Source organism: Bradyrhizobium sp. USDA 241, from assembly GCF_049739505.1.
Lineage (GTDB): Bacteria > Pseudomonadota > Alphaproteobacteria > Rhizobiales > Xanthobacteraceae > Bradyrhizobium > Bradyrhizobium liaoningense.
On sequence record NZ_JBMGPZ010000005.1, the window covers coordinates 2,866,641 to 2,879,256 of the forward strand.

Below are 12,616 nucleotides of genomic sequence, written 5' to 3' on the forward strand. Positions count from 1 at the left end.
CACCCTCGCCGTACCAGGCGGCGCAGAAGGGCACGCACCTCGACGCCGCCCGGCGTCTTGCCGGGCCTCAGCACGACCGCCACGGGACGGCTCTTCTCCGTGTCGTAGACGTGGATCGGCAGGAAGCAGCGTTCGTCATAATGAGCGTTGAACAGCGAGAGCTGCTGATGGCCGTGGACGACATCGCAGGTATCATCGATGTCGAGCGTGACGGATGCCGGCTCGCGCGGGTAGCTATCCATCCATGCGTCGACCAAAATGTAGGTCAGTCGGATCACGTCGCGCAGGCGCGGAGCATTCTCCAGCCGCGACAGCGTCGGTTGGGAACACAGATCGCGGCCCGTGTCCGGCAGCCGTCCGCAGGCCAGCTTGAATGCGGGATCGGACCGCAGATGATCGAGGTCGTCGGCGTCCTCGTAGCCGCAGCAGATCGCGAACATGCGCGCGCGGAACATATCGACAAGGCTGTGCACGACCCGCGTCGGATCGCGCCGATCCGGGAACACCCGGGCCAGATTGTCGGCCAAGCCGAGACGCCGCTCGGCCATCGCCAGAAGCATCACGCCCCCGTTCGAGGTCAGGCGACCGCCATCGAAGGCAGCTGTGACTTTCTTGGCGTGAACGGCTGGAAACGAGAAGGGCGGAATCGTATCGTCGGTCATGGCGGGCGTGGCGTTCGCGGTTGAAGGTGATGGGGTGGCTTCGCAACCGAATCCTACGCCGCATCAGCGCTTTACACCACGCTCGCCAGCCCTCAGGCGCACTCTTACGAATAAGACGGGCTAGAGGGGGCGATCATGGGCTGCCACAAGGCCATTCTTTTGGCGGTCACCATGCTGGCGGGCGGAATTTGCTGCGCGCCTTTCTTCAGATCGACGGCGAAGCCGTCACGCTCGCCAAGCGGTCGGCGGTTGCTGGCGTGCGCTATTCGGGGGCCGGTATCACGCTGACCATCGGGAAGACGGGGCTACAGTCAAGCACCTGAAGCGGCCGGTCATGGCCTGCGGAGTGACTTGAAACGGCATCGCTCGTGCAAGAATCAAAAAAGGCCGAAACTTCGTTGTTTCGACCCTTTTCAAACTGCCGCCGGGCGCTTGCGAGGGCGCGGCGGTAACAAACAGGCCGTGGGCATCAGCGATCCCATTTCGGCTTGGCTTCGTCGACCGCATCCTGGTGATACCAGCTGTCGCTGCAGATCGAGACGTTCGAGGGCAGCGCGGCGTGATCGGCGGGAAAGCGGGTCTCGCCATAACGGCGTCCCCCGAGGGCCGCACGGCCGCCGACAGGGAATTGGTAGATCTGCGCAGATCCGTGACTCAGACCATTGTTCATCATTGCGATTTCTCCTTGGTCGAAGCGCCATTGGCCCTCCATGGTGCGCCCGACTCGTTCGATTGTGGTTACTGAATGCCCATATCGGCCGCCCTTCCCGGATTGGAAAGTGCTGAAAAGGAAATCAGTTTCCGCCCAATTTGTGGGCAGGCAGCCTTCTGCACCCTCTAAGGCACGATCCTGCTGACCAACGCATGGGCCATTCCGAAGGTTGCGGGGCAGGGGTCAGATAGTTTGCGAAAATTGCCGGACGTTGATGCGCGTTTAGTCGGCAACCTGCGGGGCGACTCTGGCTGCTCCAGAATCGGGCGTTTCCGCGGGATTTTTGCGGTGCAGCTTTGCGTGAGGGGTGCGCGGCTATGACGCACAGGGTCGTGGATGAGTCGTCACTGGCGCGGAGAGCGGGTCCCGCGGTGGAAAACCGCCCGTACCTGCGGCTTCTTGGCACGTAAAATGCTCGGGAAGCACCGGCCGATGATGGCCGGGTACAAAACGTGCGGGGGCCTCCAGGCCCCCAACCTTTCGCATCATCTACAGAGAGGCTCAATGACCAAGTACAAGCTCGAGTACATCTGGCTCGACGGATATACGCCGACTCCGAATTTGCGCGGCAAAACTCAGATCAAGGAATTCGCGTCGTTCCCGACGCTCGAGCAGCTTCCGCTCTGGGGCTTCGATGGCTCCTCCACCCAGCAGGCCGAAGGCCACAGCTCCGATTGCGTGCTGAAGCCGGTCGCCGTGTTTCCGGACGCCGCGCGCACCAACGGCGTGCTCGTGATGTGCGAAGTCATGATGCCCGACGGCAAGACCCCGCATCCGTCCAACAAGCGCGCCACCATCCTGGACGACGCCGGCGCCTGGTTCGGCTTCGAGCAGGAGTACTTCTTCTACAAGGACGGCCGTCCGCTCGGCTTCCCGGCCTCGGGTTATCCGGCGCCGCAGGGCCCGTACTACACCGGCGTCGGCTACTCCAACGTCGGCGACGTCGCCCGCAAGATCGTCGAAGAGCATCTCGACCTCTGCCTTGCTGCTGGCATCAACCACGAAGGCATCAACGCGGAAGTCGCCAAGGGCCAGTGGGAATTCCAGATCTTCGGCAAGGGCTCCAAGAAGGCCGCCGACGAAATGTGGATGGCCCGCTACCTGATGCTGCGCCTCACCGAGAAGTACGGCATCGACATCGAGTTCCACTGCAAGCCGCTCGGCGACACCGACTGGAACGGCTCCGGCATGCACGCCAACTTCTCGACCGAGTACATGCGCACGGTCGGCGGCAAGGAGTATTTCGAAGCCCTGATGGCCGCCTTCGACAAGAACCTGATGGACCACATCGCCGTCTACGGCCCGGACAACGACAAGCGTCTGACCGGCAAGCACGAGACCGCGCCGTGGAACAAGTTCAGCTACGGCGTTGCCGACCGCGGCGCGTCGATCCGCGTTCCGCACTCCTTCGTCAACAACGGCTACAAGGGCTATCTGGAAGATCGCCGTCCGAACTCGCAAGGCGACCCCTACCAGATCGCTTCGCAGATCCTGAAGACGATCGCGTCCGTGCCGACCGACAAGAAGGCCGCGGCCTAAGATCCTCCCGGCCCGGGCTGGGGGGCTGGCCCGGGTTGGTCTCAATCCGCCGGAGCTGCAAGGCTCCGGCGGATTTTTGCGTTTGAATGACGGCCGTTTCCGTGTCTGCCGACCTCCGCTTTGCGAAACTTGTCCATTGCCGCCGAAAGCGGGATAGAGTGGCCCAGGATGCGCGCAGGGCCGGGGACACGGCTGGTGTTTGAAGGCTTCTACAAGGTGAGATTTCAGCTCGGCGATACCGTCGGCCGGAGCGTGATGCATGCCGGCGACGGCAAGATGCTCGGCGGCAATTCGGCCTTCGCGCATATCGGCACCTACGTGAAGACCGGCGAGGGCGTGGACGTCGTGATCAGCACCGTCCGCCATAACCCGGATCCGAGCTACCGCGCCATGGCGGGCACGGACGATGCGACCTTGATCGCGAAGGGCTGGGCGGACGGCGATCTCTATCGCTTCAAGGGCGAGCTGAAGGAGCTGCCCGGCGTGCCGTTCCAGTCGGTGATGACGCCGATCACGGATGACGAAGTGCCGATCGCCGGCGGCGTCGGCGAGGCCGGCATCGCCAACGGTCTCTACTCGATCCATCTGCGGATGCTCGACGGTCTCGACGGCGGCCTCACCGGCGTGATGCTGCTCAATCAGGGCCGCATCCTCGGCGGCGACGCGTCGTTCCATTATCTCGGCAGCTACACCGCCGCGAAGGGCCGCTGGAAGGGCCAGATTCTCAACCAGGAGCACACGCCGGCCAAGGACGATCCGATCTTCGGCGGCCACGAGGTCGGCATCGGCTTCTCCGGCAGCTACGATGCGGAGCAGGCGGTGCTCGAGGCGACAGCGCTTGCCGGCAAGCGCAGCCTGCGCCTGACCGCCGCGCTCAAGCTGATGCATCGCGCCTGATCGCGCCAGGAACTGCTCATGGAAAACGTTCGTCTGCTCTCGACGCTTGGCCTGATGGGCGCGATGCGCAGCCTGTCCTCGGCCTTCGAGACTGCAACCGGCATCCATGTCGAGGCCGATTTCGCACCGACCCTGGCGCTGCTCAAGCGGTTGCGCGAGGGCGCGGCCGCAGACCTCGTCATCCTCACCCGCGAGGGGCTCGACGAGATGATCGGCGAGGGGCGCGTGATTGCCGGCAGTGCGGCCGATCTGGCACGGTCCTTCGTCGGCATCGCCGTGCGGGCCGGGCAGGCAGCGAAGCGGCGCTGCGCACAACCCTGCTCGCAGCGCGGTCCGTCGCCTATTCGCGGCTCGGGGCGAGCGGCGTGTACTTCGCCAAGCTGATCGTGCGGATGGGGATCGCGGCCGAGATCAACGCCAGGGCCACCATCGTCGAGCAGGGATTCACGGCGGAGCGGCTCGTGACCGGCGAGGCGGACCTCGCCGTGCAGCAGATCAGCGAGCTGAAGCAGGTTGGCGGCATCGAGGTCGTCGGCCCGATCCCGCACGATTTGCAGACGCCGGCCGTGTTCTCCGCCGGCCGCATGACGAACGCGAAACATGCCGACGCTGCCGACCGGCTGCTGCGCTATCTGGCATCGCCTGATGTCGTGCCCGTGCTGCGCCAATCAGGACTCGAGCCTTGAATTTGCCGGGACGGGGACGCAACGTGATGACCATGCGGACTTACCTCCTTGCCATGCTGTTCGCGCTCGCCGTGCCCCTGACGGCGCAGGCGCAATCGGCCGACCTCGTTCTGTGCGACCGGGTCGCCGCCGATCCCAGCGATCCCGACAAGCCGGCCGACGTGAAGGGCGTGGCGGAGATTGCGGCCTCCGACATTGCAACCGCGGTCAGGTTCTGCAAGCAGGCCGCGCCATCCTCGCGGCGCGCAATGTTCGCGCTCGGCCGCGCCTATTCGGCGAACCGGCAGACGGCGGAGGCGATCGCGGCCTGGCGCAAGGCCGCCGACAAGGGATCGAGCGCGGCCATGGTCGAACTCGGCGTGGCCTATGCCACCGGCGCGGGCGTTGCCAAGGACGAGGCGCAGGCGCGAAAGCTGTTCGAGAAGGCGGCGCAGGCCGGCAACCCCCGTGGCGTCAGCAATCTCGCCGCGCTCGGCGGCGCAGGTGGCGCCGCGCCAGCCGATCCCGCGCAGGCGCGCGCGCTGCTCGGCAAGGCTGCCGAGACCAACGCGGAAGCGCAGTACCAGCTCGGCCTGATGCTCTCCGAAGGCACGGGTGGTGCGAAGGACGACGTCGCGGCGCGTGCGCTGTTCGAGAAGGCGGCGGCACAAAACCATCCCGGCGCATTGGAGCGGATGGGCGCCTTCGCGCAGGAAGGCCGCGGCGGTCCCAAGGACAAGGACGTCGCGAAGGCCTATTACGAGCGCGCCGCGGCGCTCGGCGACGAGGACGCCAAGAAGGCGCTGGAGCGCATTCGCTGTCCCTATGCGATCAAGGACAAGCAGGGCAAGCTCGTCACCACGTTGTGCTTCTGAGCAGAGCCGGGACCTGACGGAACCCGGTTCGCGCGTACGTCGTTGACGTCCGGACAAAACGGAGCGCGATCATGATCCGCAAACTGGCATCGGGCGAATACCGCCTCTATTCACGCAAGGTGAATCCGAAGACCGGCAAGCGTCGCAACCTCGGTACGTTCAAGAGCCGTGCAGCCGCCGAGAAGCACGAGCGCGAGGTGCAGTACTTCAAGCGCCATTGACGCGTGAAGGGCCTTTTCCGCGCGCCGGACGCAAAAAGTCGCAAAACAACCCCATGCACAGTAGCCAAGCCACTGAAATCACAGGGCTGCTGATTTTGCGAAATCGATTTGACCCGTCGCGCAAAACAGGGGCATACTGGCACCGTGGCGGGCGAGCGTTCCGGGATCGGCCCTGCGCGGAAAAGCCGGTGGCTTCAATGCGGCGACGATGCTAGGTAGCCCGCATTCCTTTTTCCATTTTGCGGGTTCAGGCGTTGCTGGACGGGCTCTACAAGGTTGAATACGGCGTGAACGATGCGTTCGGCTGCAGCATCATGTGCCTGCATGACGGCAAGATGCTGGGCGGCAATTCGGGCTTTGCGCATCTTGGCACCTATGTCGAGCGCGACGGTGAGATCATCGCCGAGGTCATCACCGAGCGGCATAACCACGATCCAAACTACAAGCCGCTGCTCGGAGCCGATGTCGCCTCGATCGGGGCGCGCGGCCGGCTCTACGGCAACCAGATCCGTCTCGAGGGCGGCGCGAATACCATGCCGAGCGCCAGATTCTGGGCCAATCTCACGCGGCTTGATGATGGGGCGCTGCCGGCGAGCGGCACGATTGGGCCGGGCGGCATCGTCAACGGACTCTATGGGATGAGCCTGCGCGCGCTCGACGGGGTCGATGCCGGACTGTCCGGCGTGATGCTCCTGATCGATGGCCGCATCCTCGGCGGCGATGCGTTCTTCTACTATCTCGGCTCCTATTCCTCGGCGGACGGCCGCTGGAAGGGCGAGATGCTGAACCAGGAGCACACGCCGGCGAAAGGGGAGAACCCTGTGTTCGGCGGCTACGAGGTCGGTATCGGCTTCTCCGGGACTTGCACGGAAGACAGCGGCGAACTCGAAGGCATCGCGCTCGCCGGCAAGCGCAGCCTGCGCCTCGCAGCCTCGCTCAAGCTGATGCGAAGAGCGTAATCCCGCCGCCCGCTCAATGGTAGGGAACGAACCTCGCGCCCTCGGCGAGAAACTTCACCGCTGCCTTCATTGCATCGAGAAACATCGACCGCATCGCATCTGACCTCGTCTTGGTTTGAGCGAGCAAATATCGTGCCGGCTCGGGCAGCTGCCATGCCGGCCGCTTCGCACACGGTGCTATGGCTATAGGGTCGATATTGTCAGCTGCTGGGCGGCGAAGCTGACGCTTTTGAAGAACTCGTCGACGAGCCGCGGAGCTCGAAATCGGTACAATCGGGCGAGCACGAGCTGCTGCGGTCGGTCCACATCGGCAAGGGGCCGGGACGTTAGCGTCCCATGGCCATAGACATTGTAGGGTGGCACAAAGTTCAGCAGCGCGTAGCCGAATCCGTTCGCTACGAGACTGCGGACCATCTCGAAGGAGTCGACGCGGTACGCCACGGTTGGACTGAGGCCGCGGTTTGCGAACAGCGACAGGATGTAGTCGCGCGTCCGCGGCTGATCGAGCAGCACCATGGGCAGTGCGACCAGGTCGGAGAGGCTGCAACTCTGACTGGAGGCCAGGGGATGTGCACTCGGCAGGACCACCTGGATCGGCATTGATCGCAGCGGTGAGGCGTGAAGCGTCGTCGGAATATCGTAGTCGTAGACAATGATCAGGTCGAAGCTTCCGTTGTGCAGACCGTCGAGCAGCGCTTCGTGCTTGTCCGCGCGCCAGCGCATTTCGATGTCGGGATGCTTCTCCGAGCCATGCGGGATTTTGGGTGACGAGGCGATCAGGCGGCGTGGTTTTCCGGCACTTGGATGACCTCGATGCCGTTTTCGAATCTGACACCTGCGCTGACCTTCGGCAACTGATTTGTGCCTTTCAGCCGCCGCCAGGTCTTTGATGCGGCGCAGAGCAGCTTGAACACCATCAACTTGGCAGTCGTTGACGATAACGAACCTTTCGTGCGCACCGTTCTGTGCCGGACCGTCGCGAACACGCTTTCGATGGGATTCGTCGTCCGCAAGTGGTCCCAATGCTCGGCGGGGAATTCGTAGAACGCAAGCATTGCGTCGCGATCTTTCGTCAGGCACTCGACCGCCTTGTCGTACTTCGCTCCGTATTTCTCGGCAAAGACATCGATCGCCACTTCGGCCGAAGCTCGGTTGGACGCCAAATAGACCTCGCGCAGATCCTTCTTCATGCTGGCCTGTACCGACACTGCGACTTTGTTCAAGATATTCGCGGTTTTGTGCACCCAGCACCGCTGATGTCGCGTGGCGGGAAAGACCTCGTCGAGCGCCTTCCAGAAGCCGAGCGCGCCGTCACCGACGGCGATTTCCGGGGCGATCTTCAGCCCTCGGGTTTTCGCCTCGACGAGCAGTTCGTGCCAGCTCTGCGTGCTCTCGCGCACGCCGACCTGGAAGCCGATGAGTTCCTTCTTGCCTTCCGGCGTCGCGCCGATCAGCACCAGCATGCATTCGCTGTGGTCTTCCATGCGAGCCTGCAGGAAGACGCCGTCCGCCCACACGTATACGTACCGGCGCGCCGACAGATCGCGCTTCTGCCAACGCTCGTACTCGAGCTGCCACTCCGTCGTCAGTCTGGAAACCACCGCCGGAGAAAGATTCGGCGCATCCTTGCCCAAGAGCGCCGCCAGCGCCTCCTGGAAGTCGCCCGTCGAGATGCCTCGCAGGTACAGAACCGGCAAAAGTGCATCCAAGCTCTTCGTGCGCCGTGCCCACAACGGCAGGATCGCCGAGGTGAAGCGGATCCGCTCGCCATCGCTGGTCACCGCGCGATCGCGAATCTTTACCCGGGCGACTTCGACGGCGCCGATCCCCGTCTGGATCGTCCGCACTGGACCATGGCCGTGTCGCACGAGGCGGTCGCGGCCATCGGGAAGCTTCAAGCCCTTCATCGCGGCGAGAAACGCCTCGGCTTCCATCTCGACAGCCTGCGCAAGCAGCTGCCGAGCTCCAGATCGCAAAATATTCGTCAGTGGATCGTCGATCTCATCGGGCTGACGCAGTGGGACAATGTTGCTATGCTCGTTCATGGCGTATCGCTCTCCTTGAGGGTCTGGCAGGCTCGACACCCGCCTCGATACGCCGCCTATCTCATTCCGTCATCACCCAGTTTCCCGCATAGCTCTGCTTCTCCTGGAGGTCGCGCAACACCAGCGGGATCAGATAGGGGGTGATCGTCGCAAGGCATCCGACGTTGATGCGGCCGGCGGCTCGAAACGGTCCTCGTTGCGCAACGGCCTCGATTTCGCGGGCGTGGAGGAGAATGTTCCGAGCGTGGGCGGCGAGATCCTGTCCGGCCGAGGTCAGCACAAGACCGCGCGCGTGACGGCGGATGAACAATTGAGTCTGCAGAAATTCCTCAATCTGGGCGATCGCAGTCGAAATGGAGGCAGACGATACGTTCAGCGTTTCCGAGGCGCGCAAGACGCTCTCGTGGTTCGCAGTAGCGAGAAAATACGTGAGTTGTCGCAGCGAAAGCTTAGCCCGTCCTATTCGTGAGAGTGCGGCTTTTGGGCCCGATTGATGCGGCCGCACATCTTGTCTGACGAGGCGCACAGGATTGCCTTCGGCTTTTCGCCGCCTGACGACCGGTACTTTGCAACGCGCTTGAGGGATGGGTTGGGCGAACGGGGGCGGACGCCCCGCCGGTCAAGGACCGAGCGGCAGCAGCGCGCCGGGCAAGCCGCAGATCAGGTCGGCTTCGGGACATGCCGCGGCAAACGCAAGGCGAATGCGGCTCGTGGTCTCGACGACACGGGCGGCGATTTTCAAGAGCCGAAGACGCAGCGTCGCGAACTCGGCAGCGGCCAATTCCCGGGCTTTGGGAATGGCGTCGCGCACGGTCAGCATCAGCCAATAAGCGGCCGTATGGAGCACGAGACGGACCTGGTTGGCGAGCGCCGAACGGCAGCTGGTGCGATCGGAGGCGAGCTGCGTCTTATGCAGCTTGATCAGATTCTCGGCTTGGCCGCGCGCGCAATACAGGCTGTCGTAGATCCACTCGGCCGAGCCGACATCGAGGCTGGTGACGACGAAGCGGATGTCGAGGCCGAGCATCGTCGCCTCAATACGGGCGACAGTGCGCCGTTCGCGATCCCAGGACTTTGCCTTGTGGCGCGTCTCGGTATAGCCACGCAGAACCGGCAGGTTCTCGATGGCGCGTCGCGTGCGGATGTCGTCGGCGACCTCGTCGACTTTTCTGGCGAGAGGCTTGGTGCCGGACAGACCGAAGATGTAGTCGATGCCGTTGGTCTCGCACCACGCCATTGCCTCCGGCCGGGCATAGTGCCCGTCGCCACGGAACGTAATTTGCGTGTTGTGCCATCGCGTCCGGATATGCCGTACCAGGCGGCGCAGATGGGCACGCACCTCGACGCCGCCCGGCGTCTTGCCGGGCCGCAGCACGACGGCCACGGGCCGGCTCTTCTCCGTGTCGTAGACGTGGATCGGCAGGAAGCAGCGTTCGTCATAATGAGCGTTGAACAGCGAGAGCTGCTGATGGCCGTGGACGACGTCGCAGGTATCATCGATGTCGAGCGTGACGGATGCCGGCTCGCGCGGGTAGCTATCCATCCATGCGTCGACCAAAGTGTAGGTCAGCCGGATCACGTCGCGCAGGCGCGGAGCATTCTCCAGCCGCGACAGCGTCGGCTGGGAACACAAATCCCGGCCCGTGTCCGGTAGGCGACCGCAGGCCAGTTTGAATGCCGGATCGGACCTCAGATGATCGAGGTCGTCGGCGTCCTCGTAGCCGCAGCAGATCGCGAACATGCGAGCGCGGAACATATCGACCAGGCTGTGCACGACCCGCGTCGGATCGCGCCGATCCGGGAACACCCGGGCCAGATTGTTGGCCAAGCCGAGACGCCGCTCGGCCATCGCCAGAAGCATCACGCCCCCGTTCGAGGTTAGGCGCCCACCATCGAAGGCAGCTGTGACTTTCTTGGCGTGAACGGCTGGAAACGAGAAGGGCGGAATCGTATCGTCGGTCATGGCGGGCGTGGCGTTCGCGGTTGGAGGTGATGGGGTTGGCTTCGCAACCGAATCCTACGCCGCATCAGCGCTTTACCCCTCAGGCGCACTCTTACGAATAAGACGGGTTAAGTTGAAGAAAGATTGAGTGACTCCCGATCATTTCTGTGCCGAAACGTGGAGTCGCGGTCGTGCCGCGTCCAAAGAAACCGGCGCGAGCGGCCTATTAGACGCGGTAGGTGCTCAGCCTCCGAAACGAGACTATCAAGCATGAAGAGATCGAGCGCGAGGCAGAGGTTTTATTTGTGTTGAATTCTTGCTTCTCGATAGTGGTCTGAAATCGTATCATCGGTCATGGCGGGCGTGGCGTTCGCGGTTGAAGGTGATGGGGTGGCTTCGCAACCGAATCCTACGCCGCATCAGCGCTTTACACCACGCTCGCCAGCCTCTCAGGCGCCCTCTCGCGAATAAGACGGGTTAGGAACGGCCTCGCCGACCTCGATCTGGTCCCTGTATTTTTCGCTCGCCAAACCGGTTCACCTCGCAAAGGTCCATTTTCAGGCAGTGTCTGCTCGGATCATGAGCGCTGTCGCTGATCTATTGAGCAGTTCAAGATTTCCAAACTCGTCTTGCATGTAACTATTATTGGCAGAACCAGAGCCGCACACAATACTCGAATGAGACTAATTCCAACGACCCGCGCGAGCGGAACGAGGGCAGCGATGGTTGCGCAAAAGCAGTTTCTGACGACCGCCTATGGTGGCTACCTCAAGCAGGAGATTCCCGGAGAGAACGTGGAACTCACGCACGTGGAGAAGGGGTCGCCGGCCGGCGAGCTGCTACGCCGCTACTGGCAGCCGATCGCGTTGACGTCCGAGCTCACCGACGTGCCGCTTGGCTTTCGCATGTTTGGCGAAGACCTCGTGGTGTTCCGCACCACCCAGGGCGAGTACGGCATTCTCGACCGGCATTGCAGCCATCGCGGCACGTCGCTGGAGTTCGGCCTGCCGACGGAGAATGGATTGCGGTGCTGCTATCACGGCTGGCTGTTCGGTGTGAACGGGCAGGTGCTGGAAACGCCCGGCGATCCCCCCGGTAGCGCGCTCAAGGACCGGCTGTTCCACGGCGCCTATCCCTGCAAGGAATACAAGGGGCTGATCTTCGGCTACTTCGGGCCGCCCGACAGCATTCCGGAATTTCCGATCTTCGACAGCTACGACTACCCGGGCGACGGACTGGTGCCGTACTGCATCACCTATCCCTGCAACTGGCTGCAGGTGCAGGAAAACGTCATGGACCCGGCGCACGCCGTATTCCTGCACACCCGCGTCACCTTCTCGCACTTCTCCGACACGTGGGGTGAATTGCCGGTGATGGACTTCGTGGAGACGCCGACCGGCATGATCTACGTCACGACGCGGCGCTGGAAGGACAAGGTCTGGGTCCGCTCCAACGACATCATCATGCCGAACCTCGCGCAGGTCGGCCACATCTGGGAAGACGGCCAGGACGCCAAGCAGTTCGGCCGCGTCGGCATCACCCGCTGGACCACGCCGATCGACAACAGGACCTGCAAGGTGATCGGGTGGCGGCACTTCCATCCCGAGGTCAATCCGAGGGGGATCGGCAAGGAAGAGGATTGCGGCCTGGAGAAGGTGGACTTCTACGGCCAGGGCGCCGGTGGTTCGTTCGAGGAGCGGCAGCGCCTGCCCGGTGACTACGACGCGATCGTCACGCAGCGTCCCATCGCGCTGCATGGGCTCGAGCATCTCACTTACTGCGACAAGGGCGTGGTGATGCTGCGCAAGCTGCTGCGCCGCGACATCCGCAAGGTCGCCGCCGGCGAAGAGCCGCCGCGCTCGACGCTCCGCTCCGGCGGCGCGATCCCCACCTATTGCCATGACACTGTCCTTGCAATCCCGCCGATCGCGGGTGTCGACGATCTCGAGCTGCAGGAGGAGGTCGGGCGCCGCGTCACCGAGATCGTGATCTCGGGCGACCATCACGCCGCCGACGACCGGCACGACATCGTCCGCAAGCTTCTGAGCGAATACGAAAGCAGCGTCGCATCGCAGGCCGCGGCCTGAGCCTTGAACGAA

General features: G+C 63.5%; 12 protein-coding genes and 2 pseudogenes. 8 read left to right on the forward strand and 6 right to left on the reverse strand.

Translation table 11 applies throughout. From position 1 onward, the window contains the following. Nucleotides 1–8: 8 nt before the first annotated feature. Nucleotides 9–662: pseudogene (locus ABIF91_RS35710) on the reverse strand (IS1380-like element ISBdi2 family transposase); the annotation flags it as partial. Nucleotides 663–850: 188 nt separating this feature from the next. Here ABIF91_RS35710 and ABIF91_RS35715 point away from each other — a divergent pair. After that, nucleotides 851–985: a hypothetical protein gene (locus tag ABIF91_RS35715; RefSeq protein WP_424579669.1), complete on the forward strand. Its 135-nt coding sequence runs from the start codon at nt 851–853 to the stop codon at nt 983–985. Nucleotides 986–1,131: 146 nt separating this feature from the next. Here the strand turns inward: ABIF91_RS35715 and ABIF91_RS35720 are convergent, their stop codons facing one another. After that, nucleotides 1,132–1,335: a DUF2735 domain-containing protein gene (locus ABIF91_RS35720; protein ID WP_028181961.1), complete on the reverse strand. Its 204-nt coding sequence runs from the start codon at nt 1,333–1,335 to the stop codon at nt 1,132–1,134. A gap of 543 nt (nt 1,336–1,878) precedes the next feature. Between ABIF91_RS35720 and ABIF91_RS35725 the strand changes: the two genes are divergently transcribed. The 6 genes and pseudogenes from ABIF91_RS35725 (at nt 1,879) to ABIF91_RS35750 (ending at nt 6,530) form a co-directional block, all read left to right on the forward strand. Next, the gene (locus ABIF91_RS35725) at nt 1,879–2,913 is read left to right on the forward strand and encodes a glutamine synthetase beta-grasp domain-containing protein (RefSeq protein WP_035672635.1); all 1,035 of its coding nucleotides are present in this window, start codon (nt 1,879–1,881) and stop codon (nt 2,911–2,913) included. A gap of 195 nt (nt 2,914–3,108) precedes the next feature. After that, nucleotides 3,109–3,810 carry a GrlR family regulatory protein gene (locus ABIF91_RS35730; protein ID WP_028181963.1) on the forward strand — a complete coding sequence of 234 codons (702 nt, stop codon included), beginning with the start codon at nt 3,109–3,111 and terminating at the stop codon, nt 3,808–3,810. A gap of 18 nt (nt 3,811–3,828) precedes the next feature. Next, a pseudogene (locus ABIF91_RS35735) lies at nt 3,829–4,496 on the forward strand (substrate-binding domain-containing protein). A 32-nt stretch (nt 4,497–4,528) separates the two neighbouring features. Further along, nucleotides 4,529–5,350 carry a tetratricopeptide repeat protein gene (locus ABIF91_RS35740; RefSeq protein WP_028181964.1) on the forward strand — a complete coding sequence of 274 codons (822 nt, stop codon included), beginning with the start codon at nt 4,529–4,531 and terminating at the stop codon, nt 5,348–5,350. 71 nt (nt 5,351–5,421) lie between these two features. Further along, a complete protein-coding gene (locus ABIF91_RS35745; RefSeq protein ID WP_007609497.1) occupies nt 5,422–5,571 on the forward strand; it encodes a hypothetical protein in 150 nt (49 codons plus the stop codon). Nucleotides 5,572–5,825: 254 nt separating this feature from the next. Beyond that, nucleotides 5,826–6,530, forward strand: coding sequence for a hypothetical protein (locus tag ABIF91_RS35750; protein WP_028181965.1), 705 nt, complete (start codon nt 5,826–5,828; stop codon nt 6,528–6,530). A 183-nt stretch (nt 6,531–6,713) separates the two neighbouring features. Here ABIF91_RS35750 and ABIF91_RS35755 read toward each other — a convergent pair whose 3' ends face one another. From ABIF91_RS35755 to ABIF91_RS35770, 4 genes are all read right to left on the reverse strand, one after another. After that, nucleotides 6,714–7,421: a LysR substrate-binding domain-containing protein gene (locus ABIF91_RS35755; RefSeq protein ID WP_283805427.1), complete on the reverse strand. Its 708-nt coding sequence runs from the start codon at nt 7,419–7,421 to the stop codon at nt 6,714–6,716. Next, complete coding sequence (locus tag ABIF91_RS35760; RefSeq protein ID WP_014497957.1) at nt 7,307–8,575, reverse strand: IS256 family transposase; 1,269 nt, start codon at nt 8,573–8,575, stop codon at nt 7,307–7,309. Before ABIF91_RS35760 ends, ABIF91_RS35755 begins: the two co-directional genes overlap by 115 nt. Nucleotides 8,576–8,636: 61 nt before the next feature. Then, complete coding sequence (locus tag ABIF91_RS35765) at nt 8,637–9,101, reverse strand: LysR family transcriptional regulator (RefSeq protein WP_424579670.1); 465 nt, start codon at nt 9,099–9,101, stop codon at nt 8,637–8,639. 93 nt (nt 9,102–9,194) lie between these two features. Beyond that, nucleotides 9,195–10,538 carry an IS1380-like element ISBdi2 family transposase gene (locus ABIF91_RS35770; RefSeq protein ID WP_208086440.1) on the reverse strand — a complete coding sequence of 448 codons (1,344 nt, stop codon included), beginning with the start codon at nt 10,536–10,538 and terminating at the stop codon, nt 9,195–9,197. A gap of 701 nt (nt 10,539–11,239) precedes the next feature. Here ABIF91_RS35770 and ABIF91_RS35775 point away from each other — a divergent pair. Beyond that, a complete protein-coding gene (locus ABIF91_RS35775; RefSeq protein WP_050994877.1) occupies nt 11,240–12,604 on the forward strand; it encodes an aromatic ring-hydroxylating dioxygenase subunit alpha in 1,365 nt (454 codons plus the stop codon). The last annotated feature ends 12 nt before the right edge of the window (nt 12,605–12,616 follow it).

Excerpts from the sequence above, each read along its gene's own strand:
- ABIF91_RS35740 (WP_028181964.1), top strand. The coding sequence starts at position 4,529 with ATGCGGACTTACCTCCTTGCCATGCTGTTCGCGCTCGCCGTGCCCCTG.
- ABIF91_RS35760 (WP_014497957.1), bottom strand. The coding sequence starts at position 8,575 with ATGAACGAGCATAGCAACATTGTCCCACTGCGTCAGCCCGATGAGATC.
- ABIF91_RS35775 (WP_050994877.1), top strand. The coding sequence starts at position 11,240 with ATGGTTGCGCAAAAGCAGTTTCTGACGACCGCCTATGGTGGCTACCTC.
- ABIF91_RS35720 (WP_028181961.1), bottom strand. The coding sequence starts at position 1,335 with ATGATGAACAATGGTCTGAGTCACGGATCTGCGCAGATCTACCAATTC.
- ABIF91_RS35745 (WP_007609497.1), top strand. The coding sequence starts at position 5,422 with ATGATCCGCAAACTGGCATCGGGCGAATACCGCCTCTATTCACGCAAG.
- ABIF91_RS35770 (WP_208086440.1), bottom strand. The coding sequence starts at position 10,538 with ATGACCGACGATACGATTCCGCCCTTCTCGTTTCCAGCCGTTCACGCC.
- ABIF91_RS35725 (WP_035672635.1), top strand. The coding sequence starts at position 1,879 with ATGACCAAGTACAAGCTCGAGTACATCTGGCTCGACGGATATACGCCG.